Raw genomic sequence first — 16330 nt, forward strand, 5'->3', positions numbered from 1 at the left:
GATCCCGTTAAAATCTTATTTTTTCGCTAATGCCTGGCTTAAAGCCCAGAATTCACGGCGTTCGACGGCGCTTAGGCCTTCCGTTCGCTCGCGTGCGATCAGCGCTTCAAGGCGCTGTTCGAGTGCGGAATCGTAAATGCTCGCCAGTGAATCCTGGAACACTTCTTCCGCCTCTTCATCCACTATCATGTGGTTCCAGGTGGCCAGTGTTTCAAGGGGCTGGCTAAAATTTGTTCCGCGATATAACTCTAGTAGCTGTCCGGTGGTCAGGCCAGGATTCTCTGTACAACGGCTGACTAACTCCACAAATAGCGGTAAACCCGCCATTTTTGACTGCTCCAGTCCATCCAGTGTAGGCACGATGGAGGCAAATTGCGGATTCTGCACTAATAACGCGATCAATACGCGCATGGTGGTGCGCTTCAACGGTGGGGCAGTTGGCAGCACTCCGCTTTCTGCCAGCTTCGGCATCAGCTTGTCTAACTGGTTATCGTCAAGAATCCCGAGTTTATTACCCAAGGTTTGACGCATATAAATGCGCAGCGTTTCACCGGGAATTTGACTAATCAGCGGTAACGCCAAGGTCGCCAGCTTGGTCTTGCCATCGCGTGTACTCAAATCCACTTGCGGCATCAGGCTGTCGAACAAAAATGTGGAGAGCGGTGTAGCCTGCTCCATCCGCGCTTCAAAGGCTGCTTTGCCCTCTTTGCGTACCAGCGTGTCCGGATCCTCGCCATCGGGCAAAAACATAAAGCGTAGCTGACGACCATCATTCATGTAAGGCAATGCGGTTTCGAGCGTACGCCATGCCGCTTCACGTCCGGCGCGATCGCCGTCGTAACAGCAAATCACGGTATCCGTTGAGCGGTAAAGCAGCTGAACGTGTTCAGCGGTGGTCGAAGTGCCCAACGAAGCTACGGCATAATCGATGCCAAACTGCGCCAGCGCCACCACGTCCATATAACCTTCGACAACCAGCAAACGCGTGGGTTGCGGATGATTTTTCTGCGCTTCATAAAGTCCGTATAACTGGCGGCCTTTATGGAAAATCGGTGTTTCCGGTGAGTTCAGATACTTCGGCGTATCGTTGCCCAGCACGCGGCCACCAAAACCAATCACGCGGCCACGCTTATCGCGAATAGGGAACATCACACGATCGCGGAAGCGATCGTAGGTGCGGCCTGAGTCATTACTGACCAACATGCCCGCTTCCATCAGCGATTCGCGATCGTCTTTCTGCTGCCCAAAGCGCTTCAGAGCATTATCCCAACCCGCAGGCGCATAGCCGATAGCGAAGTGATCGATCACTTCCTGACTAAGACCGCGCGTGGCGAGATAGTTCTGTGCAGATTGCGCTTGTGGATCACGCAGGCTCTGTTGATAGAAGCCGTTCAGGCCATCCAGCAACTGATAAAGACTTTGACGTTGATGGCGCTCCATCTGGCTAGGACCGTTGCCCGCTTCATACGGCACTTCTAAGCCATGAAGCGTGGCGAGCTCCTCAACGCTCTCAACAAATTCCAGACGATCGTGATTCATCAGGAAGTCGATGGCGTTGCCTTTGGCGCCACAGCCGAAGCAGTAATAGAACTGCTTCTCACCGCTTACGGTGAAAGAGGGGGTTTTCTCGTTATGAAAAGGACAGCACGCGTGATAGTTCTTACCCTGCTTTTTCAGCTTAACGCGGGCATCGATAATATCCACGATGTCCGTGCGGGCAAGTAAGTCGTTGATAAATATGCGTGGAATTCGTCCAGCCATAAGCCCCGATTTTTCAGCTCATAAACGACAACAAGCCGCGCTTCCTTTCGGAAAGCACGGCCTTTTACTTGACTCTGTCTGCGTTTATCACGCGGCGGAAGCAAGCTTCCGCAAGAAATTAGTACAGACGAGTGCGGCGTGCGTTTTCGCGAGCCAGTTTCTTGGCATGACGCTTAACTGCAGATGCTTTAGCGCGCTTACGCTCAGTGGTAGGCTTCTCGTAGAACTCACGGCTACGAACTTCTGCCAAAACACCTGCTTTCTCGCATGAACGCTTAAAGCGACGCAGTGCTACGTCGAACGGCTCGTTTTCACGTACTTTAATTACCGGCATGTAACTCTTACCTCGATAAAATTCGGTTTTTGCTGCTGACTGCGGCGCCAGCACATTTCAAAATGGTGCAGCATTTTACTCCAGCCGCGGCCGACTTGTAAAGCACCATGTATAATTTAGAACCAACAGGGGCATATGCCATCGCGGCTGCCGGTTTTTTCAGGCCGTGGAGTATAGCGCACTCTTTGTGCGACAGAAAAACACTTTTTCAGGGGCAAAGTCTCTGGCGTGAGAATTGCCTGTGTTACACTGCGCGCCGCACGAAGAGGGTGATAAAAGCTATGCGAGTTCTGGGTATTGAAACGTCCTGCGATGAAACCGGCATCGCGATTTACGACGATGCGTCCGGTCTGCTGGCAAATCAACTATATAGCCAGGTAAAACTGCATGCCGATTACGGCGGCGTGGTGCCGGAACTGGCATCGCGTGACCACGTCCGTAAAACCGTGCCGCTGATTCAGGCGGCACTGAAAGAAGCGGGCCTTGAGCCACAACAGATTGACGGCGTCGCCTACACCGCCGGGCCCGGATTGGTGGGGGCGCTGCTGGTTGGCGCCACCATTGGCCGAGCGTTGGCATTCGCCTGGAATGTGCCGGCGGTGCCGGTGCATCATATGGAAGGGCATCTTCTGGCGCCGATGCTGGAAGAGAATCCGCCGGAATTTCCGTTTGTCGCGCTGCTGGTTTCCGGCGGGCATACGCAATTGATCAGCGTGACCGGCATTGGTGAATACACCTTATTGGGCGAATCGATTGACGATGCGGCTGGCGAAGCGTTCGATAAAACCGCCAAGCTGCTGGGGCTGGATTATCCCGGCGGACCGATGCTGTCGCGTATGGCGCAGCAAGGCACGCCAAACCGTTTCCGCTTCCCGCGGCCAATGACCGATCGTCCGGGGCTGGATTTCAGCTTCTCCGGCCTGAAAACCTTTGCGGCGAATACCATTCGCGAGCATCAGGGCGACGAGCAAGCTCGCGCGGATATTGCTCGCGCATTTGAAGATGCGGTGGTTGATACCTTAATGATTAAGTGCAAACGCGCGCTTGAGCAAACTGGCTTTAAACGTTTGGTGATTGCGGGTGGCGTCAGCGCGAACCGCACGCTGCGTGAGCGCATGGCCGAGATGATGCAAAAGCGTGGCGGCGAGGTGTTTTACGCACGCCCTGAGTTTTGCACCGATAACGGCGCGATGATTGCTTACGCGGGCATGGTGCGCCTCAAAGGCGGCACCAGCGGTGGACTCAGCGTCAGCGTGCGGCCGCGCTGGCCGCTGGCAGAATTGCCCGCCATCTAAAATAAAAAACCGGCCTTGCGCCGGTTTTTTTATTTCTTCTTATTCCGCTTCCAGATCTTATTTTCCTGGCCGCGCCACAGGCGCTGGATGTTGTCGTGGTGCCGCAACAGAATCAGGCACGAGAGCATCGAAACGGGGAAAGTGAATTGCGGTTTGAACCACCACACGTAAAAGGGTGCGATCAGCGCGCTGACAATCGCGCCAAGTGATGAATAGCCGCTTAGCAGCACCGTCAGCAGCCAGGTGCCGGTCATCAATCCCGTCAAATCCCAGCCAATCGGCGCAATCGCACCAAAGGCCGTCGCCACGCCTTTACCGCCGCGAAAACGAAAGAACACCGGATAGATGTGGCCCAGACAGGCGGCAATCGCCGTGAGGCCAAGATAGAGCGGGGCAACGTGCAGCAGATAAGCAATCCACACCGGCAGCATGCCTTTTGCCACGTCGAAAATCAGCACCGCCGCAGCGGCGGCTTTGCCACCAATGCGCAAAACGTTGGTCGCGCCAGGATTGCCTGAGCCTTGCGAGCGCGGATCGGGTAAACCAGCCAGTTTACAGACCAATATCGCACTGGAAATCGAGCCGCAAAGATACGCGAAAATAATCATACCAAGCGCGATAGCACTCATAGCGTCGTACCGTTCCTTTTGGGTCGTTTTGTTCTCGATAAGCGTGGATAATACGCATAATCCGCCGGAAGTGGTATCCGGCTTAGCCAAAAACAGAGACTGACATCATGGATATCGTATTTATCGAGCAGCTTACCGTGTTCACAACTATTGGCGTTTACGACTGGGAACAGGGCATGCAGCAGAAGCTGGTACTCGATGTCGAAATGGCGTGGGACAACCGTCACGCCGCCGCCAGCGACGATGTGAATGATTGTCTGAGCTACGCCGATGTCACGGAAGTGATCCTCAATCATCTGCAAGGCCAGCGTTTTGCCCTGGTCGAAAGGGTAGCAGAAGAAATCGCCGATCTGTTGATGAATCGTTTCAAAACCCCTGGAGTACGCATAAAGGTAGGCAAACCGGGCGCTGTAGCGCAGGCGGCGAGCGTTGGCGTACGTATTGAGCGCGGGACTATTCCGAAATAAATCTTCCGTGATTGCCATCACAATGAAACCAAACCAAATTATGGTGTGTCTCACTTGAGACCGTTGCGCTAACCAGCAGGAAGTGACCGAATTTCTTAAGGTTTCCTTCAGCGTGACGCAGGCATAATTTCAGGCGGTAGCCCTTTGCGACCGCCTTTTTACTGTTTAAAACGGATAGAGGAAATATTTTGATGGCAGACATTCACCAGCTTTGGGTAGCTGCAATCCTGGGGGTTGTAGAAGGCCTCACGGAATTCCTGCCGGTCTCTTCCACGGGCCACATGATTATTGTTGGCCATCTGTTGGGTTTTGAAGGCCAGACCGCTGAAACCTTCGAAGTGGTGATTCAGCTCGGTTCAATTCTGGCTGTGGTCGTGATGTTCTGGCGCCGCTTGTTTGGTTTGATCGGCATTCACTTCGGTGAGGTCAAACATGAAGGCGTGGGTACGGGCAAATTAACCCTGATTCATATTCTGTTGGGTATGGTGCCTGCGGTGGTGATTGGTTTGCTGCTGCACGACCAAATCAAAACGCTGTTTAACCCGATCAACGTGATGTATGCGCTGGTGGTCGGCGGTGTGCTGCTGCTGGTGGCGGAATACTTCAAGCCGAAGCAGCCGAAAGCGGTTGGCGTTGACGATATCACCTACCGTCAGGCATTTATGATTGGCTGCTTCCAGTGTCTGGCGCTGTGGCCGGGCTTCTCGCGCTCAGGTGCGACGATTTCTGGCGGTATGCTGATGGGCGTGAGCCGTTATGCGGCGTCAGAGTTCTCGTTCATTCTGGCGGTACCGATGATGATTGGCGCCACCGGACTGGATCTCTACAAGAGCCTCGGCTTCCTGACGATGCAGGATTTCCCAATGTTTGCCGTCGGGTTTGTAACGGCTTTCGTCGTGGCGCTGCTGGCGATCAAGGTGTTCCTTGAGCTGATCAAGCGTATCTCGTTCGTCTCTTTCGCTATCTACCGCTTCATTGTTGCGGCCGTGGTTTACGCCATCTTTATGTAAGTTGCCCCGCGCGGCTGGTTACACTGGCCGCGCGTTAATCAATTGCGCCTGCAGCACCGCCACACGCCGACGCGTCAACTCTTCCCGCACTTCCGCCCCTTTAAAACCTGCTGCCACCACATCTTTAGTTGGCACCGCTTGCGCCAGCGCAAACGCCTGACGCAAATAGTCGCCTTGCGGATAAGCCATGCTTTCCAGACCCGCACGCCCGCGCGCATCCGCTTCGCTGGTCAGCGCCATCTTCTCCACACGATCGGGCTTGCGCCAGGCATCAATTCGATCAAAAAGCGCGATTAACGCGTCAGCTGGCTGGCGTTCAATGGTGTGCACCACGTCATGGAATTCGGTCACCACTAACGCCAAATCACGCACCTGATTCGGCACGCGCAGGCGCTGGCACAGCGCTTCAACAATCGGCACGCCCGCGAGGCCATGACCATGATGGCTCGGCCATTTTTCTGCTGGCGTCAGCGCCTTACCGACATCGTGGAACAGCGTAGCGAAACGCACATCAAGCTGATCCGAGAGCGCAGCGGACATCGCCAGCGTCATCAGCGCATGGATGCCGGTATCAATCTCGGGATGCCATTTGATCGGGGCCGGAATGCCATAAAGATTATCGATTTCCGGGAACAGCACCTGCAGCGCGCCGCAATCACGTAATACCTGGAAATAGACCTGTGGATTACGCGTCAGCAATGCTTTTTCCGTCTCTTTCCACACCCGTTCTGCGGTGAGATGCGCCAGTTCGCCGCTGACCGCCATTTCGCGCATCAGCGCCTGGGTTTCATCAGCAATCCGGAAATTCAGATGGGCAAAGCGGGCGGCGAAACGCGCCACGCGCAGTACACGCAGCGGATCTTCGTTAAAGGCGGTGGAAACATGGCGCAGCTGGCGTTTCGCCAGGTCGCGCTGACCGCCATATGGATCAATCAGCTCGCCGCTGTCGCTTTGGGCGATGGCATTGATGGTGAGATCGCGGCGCTGCAAATCTTGCTCGAGCGTGACATCCGGCGCGAACTGCGTCACAAAGCCGGTGTAACCGTTGCCGCTTTTGCGTTCCGTACGCGCCAGCGCATACTCTTCACGGCTTCGCGGATGCAAAAAAACCGGAAAATCCCGGCCAACCTGCTGATAACCTTCCGCCAGCATCGCATCTGGCGTCGCGCCTACAACAACCCAATCTCTATCTTTTACCGGCAAACGCAGTAAGGCATCGCGCACTGCGCCACCGACCAGAAACGTCTTCACTCAACCACTCCAGAGGCAGATCAAAAATTGCGTGCTGAACACGCTTGTTACTTTATTGTTGCATACTTTGGCTAAATATCGGGCACGCCAAAAAGGGCATCTTACGATCCCCTTAAATAAAAGAACAAATCTGCGTGGCGCGTTAGTTCATCCAGCGATCGTTTTTCTTACGACGCGGCACCATATGCGGCAGCAACAGACCCAACAGCAGACCAACGCCCAGCACGCCGCCGCCATACATAAACCATTGCATGATGATGGTGCGCTGCTTGTCATCCAGTTGCACATTGGCGGCGCTGACTTTCTTCTGCGCGACAATCAGCTCATTTTTTAGCTTCTGATTTTCCGCTTTCAGGCCATCAATGGTGCCGTCGCTATTGGCGACTTTGTTCTGCATCTCAGAAGTGCGCTGATTCCAGCTGTTGTCAATATTCGCTAGCTTGGCCGTCAGATCTTTAACCTGCTGCTCCAGTTGCGGTACGCGGGTACGCAGGCTAGGACTGGCGCTCAGTTGCGACAGTGGAATCCAGTTAGTTTTGCCTTCTGCATCACGAATCTGACCATATTGAGAGTCGTTATTGGTCTGCAGCAAGGTCACTTCCTCTCCGGCGTTCAGCTTACCGATCAGGCGATATTGATCGCCTGGACCGCTGCGCACCCAAGTGGATAATTCATCGGAGATGTAGCGTTTTTCGTCAGCAGCATGAGCAGGTGTGATGGCGCTGAAAGCCAGCAAAGAAAGGGCAGCAAGTGTGATTTTTTTCATTCGATGTCGTTTTTTCTTAATGGCGTAAAATTACCGGCACAGTCTGGAGACGCTTCTCAAAAATCTGAATGAGAACTATCCTGGTCTCAATCCGGTGCGAAAAGGGTCGTAAAAGCACAAGAAAGCGGAGACAGCGGGCTTCCGGTGCATTACTCTTCGCCAGATTAAACTCGTAAGTGCCAGCAGCGTATTGAATAAAAAATTATGACCATCGAAATCGAATTAAAGTTCATTGCTACACCGCAAGCCGCCGAAAAACTGGCGGAAAAGCTTGCCGCGTGGCCACATCAGCACTTCGCCGCGCGCGAGCTGACCAATATCTATTATGAAACCGACGACAACCAACTGCGTCGCTGGGACATGGGCCTGCGCATTCGTGGCGTTGATCAACGCTATGAAATGACGCTGAAAGCGGCCGGTAAAACCGTTGGCGGTCTGCATCAGCGTCCGGAATACAATGTTGATCTCACGGAGCCGCAGCTGGATATCGCGCGCCTGCCAGCCGAGATTTGGCCGCAGGGCACCGATATTGCTGCACTGCAATCGCGCCTGCAGCCGCTGTTCAGCACTCATTTCCAGCGCGAAGCCTGGTTGGTGCAATTTGGCGACAGCGAAATTGAAGTGGCGTTTGACCGCGGCGAAGTCGCTGCCGGTGAATTTAGCGAACCGCTTTATGAAGTCGAGCTGGAGCTTAAAAGTGGTCAACGCGATGACATGCTGAAGTTCGCTGAAGCGCTGGTTACGATGGGCGGATTACGTCTCGGCAGCCTGAGCAAAGCCGCGCGCGGCTATCAGCTGGCGCAGGGTAACTTACCGCGCCCCATCCGTACGTTGCCATTGCAGAAAATCGCCGCGAAAGCGTCGGTTGAGCAGGGCATGATCAACGCAATGACTGCGGCACTGAATCATTGGCAATATCACGAAGAAGTGTGGCTGCGTGGTAATAAAGATGCCAAAGCAGCGGTAATTGATGCGCTGGAAACGCTGCGTCAGGCGTTCTCACTGTTTGGTGCGTTGGTGCCACGCAAAGCCAGCAGCGATCTGCGCCAGAAATTAACCCGTCAGGAAGAGTTGCTGGCCGATGATGAGAACAATGCTGAAGCTACCTGCTTTTCGTTAACCTCGGTTGAAGCTCAGTTAGCACTTACTCACTGGCTGGTTGAGTCGCAGTGGCAAAAATGGCTCGACGACAAGAGCAAAAGCAAGCTGCAGGGATCGTTCAAGCGCTTCAGCGATATTATGCTAAGTCGTATTGCCGCCGATCTCAGAGAAACATTCGTTGATATTCAACTGTTCAATGAGTTCCAGGATAAAGCGACGCGCCTGAATCGCCAGTTGTTGGCGGTGAACCTGCTGGCGGGTGCTTATCCGGCCGAAGAGGTGAATGTTTGGCTGGACGGTTGGCTGGAGTTACAGCATGCGATTCGAGAGAAGCAGGAACGTGGCTTAATGCATCTGGTTAACCTGGCCGTGCGCCCCGCACCTTTCTGGCTCAATAGCGGAATCAAACGCTAACGAAAAATCCAATCAGGGAGAGAAGATGTTGTTACCGTTACCGGCGCTCATGCAGGCGCAGTTGGCTAATGTGGCAGAGCGACTTAATTTGCCATCCTCAGCGTTCACGCCAGAACAGGCGGGCGCGCTGACCTTTAGTGACTTTATCCTCGATAACCTGCAGCAGCATCCCGAATGGTGGCAGCATCTGCAACAGCAAGCGCCTGCGCCAGATGAGTGGCAGCACTATGCCCGCTGGCTGAATGACGTGCTGCACTCGGTTGAAAATGAAACCTCCCTGATGCGTGAACTGCGTTTGTTCCGTCGTCATATGCTGGTACGCATCGCCTGGATGCAGGCGCTGCAACACGCCACTACCGAACAAAGTTTGCAGCAACTCAGCACGCTGGCGGAAATCCTCATCGCTGCCGCGCGCGACTGGGTTTGGCAGGATTGCAGCCGCGACTTTGGTACGCCATGCAATGAAGCGGGTGAAGCCCAGCCGATGCTGATTCTCGGCATGGGTAAACTCGGCGGCTGTGAACTCAACTTCTCTTCTGATATCGATCTGATTTTTGCCTGGCCGGAAAACGGCGTAACCCAAGGTGGACGGCGCGAGCTCGACAATGCGCAATTCTTCACGCGCATGGGGCAGCGGCTGATCAAAGTGCTCGATCAACCAACGGTGGATGGATTTGTCTATCGCGTGGACATGCGCCTGCGTCCGTTTGGTGATAGCGGTCCGCTGGTGCTGAGTTTCGCGGCACTGGAAGATTATTATCAGGAGCAGGGCCGCGACTGGGAACGCTATGCGATGGTCAAAGCCCGGCTGATGGGCGACGATCATGGCCACTGGAGCCAGGAATTGCAGCAAATGCTGCGGCCGTTCGTCTATCGCCGCTATATCGATTTCAGCGTGATTCAATCGCTGCGTAACATGAAGGGCATGATCGCGCGCGAGGTGCGTCGACGCGGCTTGAAAGACAACATTAAGCTCGGCGCCGGTGGCATTCGTGAAACGGAATTCATTGTGCAGGTGTTCCAGTTGATTCGCGGTGGACGTGAGCGCTCACTACAATTGCGCTCCTTGCTCCCTACGCTCAAAGCGATTGGTGAGCTGGCTTTGTTAAGTCAGAAACAGGTCGATCATCTACGTGAAGCCTATTTGTTCCTGCGTCGGCTGGAAAACCTGCTGCAAAGCATTAATGACGAGCAAACGCAAACGCTGCCAGAGAACGAGCTCGACCGCCAGCGCTTAGCCTGGGCGATGGGCGCGGCAGACTGGACCGCGCTGATGGCGCAGCTTGAGCTGCAAATGGCCGGTGTGCGCGCCATCTTTGACGAGCTGATTGGCGACGATGCACCGGATGTCGACGATCAGCCGCAGTTGGCTGAGTTTGCCGGGCTGTGGCAGGACGCGCTGGAAGAGGGCGATCTCATCCCGGTGGTACCGCAATTGGACGATGCGCAGCGTCACGCGCTTTACATCGCGTTGAACAACTTCCGCCAGGATGTGAGCCGCCGTACTATTGGTCCGCGCGGTCGTCTGGCGCTCGACCAGTTGATGCCGCGTCTGCTCAGTGAAGTTTGTCCGCGCGAAGATGCCGATGTGCTGCTGAATCGTCTGACGCCGTTGTTGCTGGGCGTGCTGACGCGCAGCACTTATCTGGAATTACTCACCGAATATCATGGCGCGCTGCGTCATCTGATTCGTCTGTGTGCCGCGTCACCAATGGTTGCCAGCCAATTGGCGCGCTATCCGCTGCTGCTGGATGAGTTACTCGATCCCGCAACGCTGTATCAACCTACCGCAACCGACGCTTACCGCGACGAACTGCGCCAATATCTGCTGCGTATTCCCACCGATGACGAAGAGCAGCAGTTGGAAGCATTGCGCCAGTTTAAACAGGCGCAGCATCTGCGCATCGCCGCTGCCGATATTGCTGAAACGCTACCCGTAATGAAAGTGAGCGATCACTTAACCTGGCTAGCAGAAGCGATTATTGAATCCGTGGTGCAGCAGGCCTGGCAGATGATGGTGCAGCGATATGGTCGTCCATCGCATTTGACTAGCGACAATGAGCGCGGTTTTGCGGTTGTCGGTTATGGCAAGCTGGGTGGTTGGGAGCTGGGTTACAGCTCTGATCTTGATTTGGTGTTCCTGCATGATTGTCCGGATGATGCGGAAACCGATGGCGAGCGCGTCATTGATGGTCGCCAGTTCTATCTGCGCCTGGCGCAGCGTGTAATGCATCTGTTTAGCACGCGCACGTCGTCCGGCATTTTGTATGATGTGGATGCGCGTCTGCGTCCTTCTGGCGCGGCGGGTATGCTGGTCAGTACTTTTTCCGCTTTCAACGAATACCAGCGCAGCGAAGCATGGACCTGGGAACATCAGGCGCTGGTGCGCGCGCGCATCGTGTTTGGCGAACCTGCGCTCTGTGAACGCTTTGATGAAATCCGCCGTAACGTTCTTTGCCTGCCGCGAGACGTTGAGACGTTGCAAAAAGAAGTGCGTGAAATGCGCGAAAAAATGCGGGCGCATCTCAGCAACAAACAGAAAGGTCGCTGGGAAATTAAGACCGATGAGGGCGGTATCACCGACATTGAATTCATCGCGCAATACCTTGTCTTAAGCTACGCGGCCGATCAGCCAGCGTTGACGCGTTGGTCGGATAATGTCCGCATTTTCGAATTGATGGCGCGTCATGGCATTATGCCGGATGAAGAGGCGCAGGCTTTGACGCATGCGTACGTCACGCTGCGTGATGCACTGCACCATCTGGCATTGCAGGAATTACCGGGCCATGTGGCGCCTGAAGCCTTTGTCGCTGAACGCGCGGTGGTCAACAACAGTTGGCAGCGTTGGTTAAGCGGTATCCAATCTGACAGCGCGGAACAGTGAGCCTGATGGCTTATGTGGTAATATCCCGCGCATTATTTTGACCGTGTTGGAGTCTCTGAATGAAAGTAACACTGCCCACTTTTGGCAAGGCCACTGTGCTGGTCGTCGGCGATGTGATGTTAGATCGCTATTGGTATGGCCCAACCAGCCGTATTTCCCCGGAAGCGCCGGTGCCGGTGGTGAAAGTGGATACCATTGAAGAGCGTCCAGGCGGCGCGGCAAACGTCGCCATGAACATTGCTGCGCTCGGTGCAGCATCACGGCTGATTGGCTTGACCGGCGCCGATGATGCCGCGCGCGTGTTGAGCGAAACCCTGCAAAAGGTCAACGTCGACTGTGATTTTGTGGCGGTACAAAGCCATCCAACCATCACCAAATTGCGCGTGCTTTCGCGCAATCAGCAGCTGATTCGCCTCGATTTCGAAGAGGGTTTTGAGGAGATTGATCCGCAGCCGATTCACGATCGTATGCGTCAATCGCTGACGCAAGCGGGTGCGCTGGTGCTGTCTGACTACGCCAAAGGCGCGCTGAACAGCGTGCAGACCATGATTCAATTAGCGCGTGAAGCTAATGTGCCGGTGTTGATTGATCCTAAAGGCACGGATTTTGAACGTTATCGCGGTGCAACGCTGCTGACGCCGAATTTGTCTGAATTCGAAGCGGTTGTGGGTAAATGCAAAAGCGTGGAAGAGATTGTCAGTCGTGGCATGCAGTTAATCGCTGATTATGAGCTTTCCGCGCTGCTGGTAACCCGTTCTGAAAACGGTATGACGCTGCTGCAGCCGGGCAAAGCGCCGCTGCATCTGCCTACGCAGGCGCAGGAAGTGTATGACGTGACCGGTGCGGGCGATACGGTGATTGGCGTGCTAGCCGCAGTGCTGGCGGCTGGCGACAGCCTGGAAGAAGCCTGTTTCCTGGCGAATGCTGCGGCTGGCGTCGTCGTCGGGAAGCTCGGTACTTCCACTGTCAGCACTGTTGAGCTGGAAAATGCCATTCACGCCCGTCCGGAAACGGGATTTGGTGTGATGACCGAAGCGGAGCTGAAAGCCGCTGTTGCGCTGGCGCGTCAGCGTGGTGAGAAAGTGGTAATGACCAACGGCGTGTTCGACATCCTGCACGCTGGCCATGTTTCTTATCTGGCGAATGCGCGCAAGCTGGGCGATCGCCTGATTGTGGCCGTTAATAGTGATGCCTCGACGAAGCGTCTGAAAGGCGAAACGCGTCCGGTCAATCCGCAAGAAAACCGTATGATTGTGCTGGGTGCGCTGGAAGCGGTGGATTGGGTGGTGCTGTTTGAAGAGGATACGCCACAGCGTCTGATTGCGGGAGTGCTGCCAGATCTGCTGGTAAAAGGCGGCGACTACAAGCCGGAAGATATCGCGGGTAGCAAAGAAGTGTGGGCGAACGGTGGTGACGTGCGCGTATTGAACTTCGAAGATGGCATCTCAACCAGCAACATCATCAAAACGATTCGCAGTCATTAAGTGTGAATGGGCGGGAGGAAAACTCCCGCCCATTAGCTTACTGCGGAGTATCAATTTTCCCAGCGGGATCTGGCGTGATGATCGCCGGCGCGGGTGCCGCTGGACTTTCACTTTCTAACTTCGCCAGGCGCTGTTCCAGCGCAGCTAATTTCTCGCGCGTGCGCAGCAGTACCTGCGTCTGCACATCAAACTCTTCACGATTAACCAGGTCCATGCGCGTCAACTGCGCCTGCAATACCTGACGGATTTTCTTTTCGACATCATCGCCAAAATCGCGAATCCCTTTCGGCATCGCTTCATGTACCTGGCGAGCCAGTTGTTCAATTTTTTTCGTGTCGATCATGATTATTTCCTGGTTACGGTGGCCGATAGCTGCGCGTGTTCGGACTCAATAGCTATTAAGTGTAATGCCTGAAACGAAAAGGTTAAACCTGAAATCCGCAACGCAGGAAATGCAAAAGCATTTGCACTTTTGTCGATTGCCCGACCAGATGATTGGCGTTATAGTTTGTTCGCTTATTCTCAGGGCGGGGCGAAATTCCCCACCGGCGGTAAATCAGCTCTCGCTGAAAGCCCGCGAGCGCTCTCACAGTAATGTGAGAGGTCAGCAGATCCGGTGTAATTCCGGAGCCGACGGTTAGAGTCCGGATGGGAGAGGGTAACGACATCAGCCGGGCTTTGCCCGCGTCACGTTTTTGCCATGTGTTTTGTACGCACTCCTAAGCACGCCCTGGTTCTGGTAACTCATATTTTATAAGGTTTTTTTACCATGAATCAGACGCTTCTTTCTGAATTTGGCACGCCTGAACAGCGTGTAGAGCGCGCCATTGATGCGCTGCGCAACGGCCGCGGTGTAATGGTGCTCGACGATGAAAATCGTGAAAACGAAGGTGACATGATCTTCCCGGCAGAAACCATGACCGTTGAACAGATGGCATTAACCATCCGTCACGGCAGCGGTATTGTGTGCCTCTGCATCACCGAAGAGCGCCGTCAGCAGCTTGAGCTGCCAATGATGGTGGAAACTAACACCAGCGCTTACGGCACCGGTTTCACGGTGACAATTGAAGCTGCAAGCGGTGTGACCACCGGCGTTTCTGCTGCCGATCGCATCACCACGATTCGCGCTGCGGTGGCTGATGGCGCGAAGCCTTCAGACCTTAACCGTCCGGGCCATGTGTTTCCGCTGCGTGCGCGTGAAGGCGGCGTTCTGTCGCGTGGTGGACACACCGAAGCGACTATCGATCTGGTGACGCTGGCGGGATTTAAACCTGCAGGGGTATTGTGCGAATTGACCAATGATGATGGCAGCATGGCGCACGCGCCAGAAGCGATCGTGTTTGCAAAGCAACACGATATGCCGGTCGTCACCATTGAAGATTTGGTGGCATATCGCCGTCAGCGAGAAACGCGTCACGCCAGTTAACTGAATTAATACAGAAGAAAGAGGCCGGATAGATATCTATCTGGCCTCTTTTTTTTGTTTTAACGATTGGCGTAAAACACGTGATTGCCAATTACTACTGTACGCTGAAAGGTATGACGCCAGGCCGGTTTAGCATGATGTGCATGGAAAAAGGTCGCGCCTTTCGTTACGTCCTGTAATTCCCCTTCAACAATCTTCTGTGCCAGCTTTCTGGCGCGTTGCCAGCTTTTATCTTCATTTGGTGGATAACGATAAGGATGCTTTTTGAGAGACGTCCAGGAGAACTGCTTAGGTGCATACACCACAGGACAGATCTCTTTGACATCCCAATTGGCACGGTTCATGGTCACCGTACCAACGGCTATTTGTCCTTTAATCGGTTCGCCTCGCGCTTCATGGTAGATATTCATCGCCAGGCACAATATTGCTCCCTGTATTAACATAAATTCCAACTCATCTTTCTAAAACCGAGGGGAGTTTAAGAAGTAGATTGATTGGATGTAACAAGACTGGTCTCGCTCGGTCTTAGGTGCGGGCTATATCACTGATATCTAAAAGGCTCGCGTGCAATATTAAGACCTAACCTGTGTCGAATTTATCCGCCCTATATCATTCAAATTATCTGACAGAGACCATCATACTTATCAGCGTTAATCCCCTGGTGAAAGCGCGTATCGTAGCGGTTAACAAAGCGACACTCCGTCAGAGGATTAATCATGAGCACTACACGCATGCCTGCGCTGTTCCTTGGTCACGGCAGCCCGATGAACGTACTGGAAGATAATCGTTATACCCAAACCTGGCAGCAATTGGGCGCAACCTTGCCGCGTCCACGTGCGATTCTCGCGGTTTCGGCGCACTGGTACACACGCGGCACGGCGGTGACGGCGATGAATAATCCGCGCACTATCCATGATTTTGGTGGTTTTCCGCAGGCGCTATTTGATGTGCGCTATCCCGCGCCGGGATCGCCAGAACTGGCTCAGCAAGTGATGAATTTACTGGATCCGATCGCCGTTCATGCCGATCAGGAGTGGGGTTTTGATCATGGTTCCTGGGGCGTGCTGGCAAAAATGTATCCCGATGCCGACATCCCAGTGGTGCAACTGAGTATCGACGGCACTAAACCTGCTGAATGGCACTACGCCTTGGGGCAAAAGCTGGCGTCATTACGAGATGAGGATGTGATGATCGTGGCCAGCGGTAACGTGGTGCACAATCTGCGTATGCTGCGCTGGCAAGGCGCAGAAACTGCGTATCCGTGGGCGGAGAGCTTTAATCAGTTTGTACGTGAGAATCTGGATTTCCACGGTGAGGCAGCAGATCACCCATTGGTGAACTTTATGCAGCATCCGGATGCACAGCTTTCGAACCCAACGCCTGAACACTATCTACCGCTGCTCTATATTCTTGGCGCGCGTGCCGCTGATGAAGCGATCAGCATTCCTGTGGAAGGGATGGAGTTGGGGGCGATCAGCATGATGTCAGTGCAGATTGGCTAATGCGCA

The 16330-nt window shown here is 54.3% G+C and carries 15 protein-coding genes and 1 riboswitch; of the genes, 8 read left to right on the forward strand and 7 right to left on the reverse strand.

Annotated elements, in window-relative coordinates; translation table 11 throughout:
• Nucleotides 1-15: 15 nt before the first annotated feature.
• Both dnaG and rpsU read right to left on the reverse strand, forming a co-directional pair.
• Nucleotides 16-1761, reverse strand: coding sequence for a DNA primase (gene dnaG / locus PZBJ_RS14075; protein ID WP_101762981.1), 1746 nt, complete (start codon nucleotides 1759-1761; stop codon nucleotides 16-18).
• A 118-nt stretch (nucleotides 1762-1879) separates the two neighbouring features.
• A complete protein-coding gene (gene rpsU / locus PZBJ_RS14080) occupies nucleotides 1880-2095 on the reverse strand; it encodes a 30S ribosomal protein S21 (protein WP_008103436.1) in 216 nt (71 codons plus the stop codon).
• A 281-nt stretch (nucleotides 2096-2376) separates the two neighbouring features.
• On the opposite strand from rpsU, the gene tsaD reads away from it, so the two are divergent.
• Nucleotides 2377-3390 (forward strand): tRNA (adenosine(37)-N6)-threonylcarbamoyltransferase complex transferase subunit TsaD, encoded by a 1014-nt coding sequence (tsaD, locus tag PZBJ_RS14085; RefSeq protein WP_101762982.1) that lies wholly within the window; start codon nucleotides 2377-2379, stop codon nucleotides 3388-3390.
• 29 nt (nucleotides 3391-3419) lie between these two features.
• Here the strand turns inward: tsaD and plsY are convergent, their stop codons facing one another.
• Nucleotides 3420-4019 carry a glycerol-3-phosphate 1-O-acyltransferase PlsY gene (gene plsY, locus PZBJ_RS14090; RefSeq protein WP_101762983.1) on the reverse strand — a complete coding sequence of 200 codons (600 nt, stop codon included), beginning with the start codon at nucleotides 4017-4019 and terminating at the stop codon, nucleotides 3420-3422.
• A 107-nt stretch (nucleotides 4020-4126) separates the two neighbouring features.
• Between plsY and folB the strand changes: the two genes are divergently transcribed.
• Entirely contained in the window at nucleotides 4127-4486 is a 360-nt protein-coding gene (folB, locus tag PZBJ_RS14095) for a bifunctional dihydroneopterin aldolase/7,8-dihydroneopterin epimerase (protein ID WP_101762984.1), read from the forward strand.
• Nucleotides 4487-4677: 191 nt separating this feature from the next.
• On the forward strand, nucleotides 4678-5496 hold the full coding sequence (gene bacA / locus PZBJ_RS14105; protein ID WP_101762986.1) for an undecaprenyl-diphosphate phosphatase: 819 nt from the start codon (nucleotides 4678-4680) through the stop codon (nucleotides 5494-5496).
• A gap of 18 nt (nucleotides 5497-5514) precedes the next feature.
• Here the strand turns inward: bacA and PZBJ_RS14110 are convergent, their stop codons facing one another.
• Nucleotides 5515-6747, reverse strand: coding sequence for a multifunctional CCA addition/repair protein (locus tag PZBJ_RS14110; RefSeq protein ID WP_101762987.1), 1233 nt, complete (start codon nucleotides 6745-6747; stop codon nucleotides 5515-5517).
• A 142-nt stretch (nucleotides 6748-6889) separates the two neighbouring features.
• Entirely contained in the window at nucleotides 6890-7513 is a 624-nt protein-coding gene (locus PZBJ_RS14115) for a TIGR04211 family SH3 domain-containing protein (RefSeq protein ID WP_101762988.1), read from the reverse strand.
• A gap of 204 nt (nucleotides 7514-7717) precedes the next feature.
• Here PZBJ_RS14115 and PZBJ_RS14120 point away from each other — a divergent pair, with 204 nt between their 5' ends.
• From PZBJ_RS14120 to hldE, 3 genes are read left to right on the forward strand one after another with little or no spacing between them, the layout of a single operon-like run.
• Nucleotides 7718-9028, forward strand: coding sequence for a CYTH domain-containing protein (locus PZBJ_RS14120; protein ID WP_101762989.1), 1311 nt, complete (start codon nucleotides 7718-7720; stop codon nucleotides 9026-9028).
• A 25-nt stretch (nucleotides 9029-9053) separates the two neighbouring features.
• Nucleotides 9054-11912 (forward strand): bifunctional [glutamate--ammonia ligase]-adenylyl-L-tyrosine phosphorylase/[glutamate--ammonia-ligase] adenylyltransferase, encoded by a 2859-nt coding sequence (gene glnE, locus PZBJ_RS14125; protein WP_101762990.1) that lies wholly within the window; start codon nucleotides 9054-9056, stop codon nucleotides 11910-11912.
• Between the two features lie 59 nt (nucleotides 11913-11971).
• On the forward strand, nucleotides 11972-13396 hold the full coding sequence (hldE, locus tag PZBJ_RS14130; RefSeq protein ID WP_101762991.1) for a bifunctional D-glycero-beta-D-manno-heptose-7-phosphate kinase/D-glycero-beta-D-manno-heptose 1-phosphate adenylyltransferase HldE: 1425 nt from the start codon (nucleotides 11972-11974) through the stop codon (nucleotides 13394-13396).
• Between the two features lie 37 nt (nucleotides 13397-13433).
• Here hldE and ubiK read toward each other — a convergent pair whose 3' ends face one another.
• Entirely contained in the window at nucleotides 13434-13739 is a 306-nt protein-coding gene (ubiK, locus tag PZBJ_RS14135; protein ID WP_008103418.1) for a ubiquinone biosynthesis accessory factor UbiK, read from the reverse strand.
• A 171-nt stretch (nucleotides 13740-13910) separates the two neighbouring features.
• Nucleotides 13911-14060: riboswitch (FMN riboswitch) on the forward strand.
• Nucleotides 14061-14165: 105 nt separating this feature from the next.
• Between ubiK and ribB the strand changes: the two genes are divergently transcribed.
• Complete coding sequence (ribB, locus tag PZBJ_RS14140; RefSeq protein ID WP_008103416.1) at nucleotides 14166-14822, forward strand: 3,4-dihydroxy-2-butanone-4-phosphate synthase; 657 nt, start codon at nucleotides 14166-14168, stop codon at nucleotides 14820-14822.
• 59 nt (nucleotides 14823-14881) lie between these two features.
• Here the strand turns inward: ribB and PZBJ_RS14145 are convergent, their stop codons facing one another.
• Nucleotides 14882-15265: a cell wall hydrolase gene (locus PZBJ_RS14145; protein WP_101762992.1), complete on the reverse strand. Its 384-nt coding sequence runs from the start codon at nucleotides 15263-15265 to the stop codon at nucleotides 14882-14884.
• 273 nt (nucleotides 15266-15538) lie between these two features.
• Between PZBJ_RS14145 and ygiD the strand changes: the two genes are divergently transcribed.
• Nucleotides 15539-16324, forward strand: coding sequence for a 4,5-DOPA-extradiol-dioxygenase (gene ygiD / locus PZBJ_RS14150; RefSeq protein ID WP_101762993.1), 786 nt, complete (start codon nucleotides 15539-15541; stop codon nucleotides 16322-16324).
• The last annotated feature ends 6 nt before the right edge of the window (nucleotides 16325-16330 follow it).

This window comes from Pantoea endophytica (genome assembly GCF_002858935.1).
In the GTDB taxonomy this organism is placed as follows: Bacteria; Pseudomonadota; Gammaproteobacteria; order Enterobacterales; family Enterobacteriaceae; genus Pantoea; species Pantoea leporis.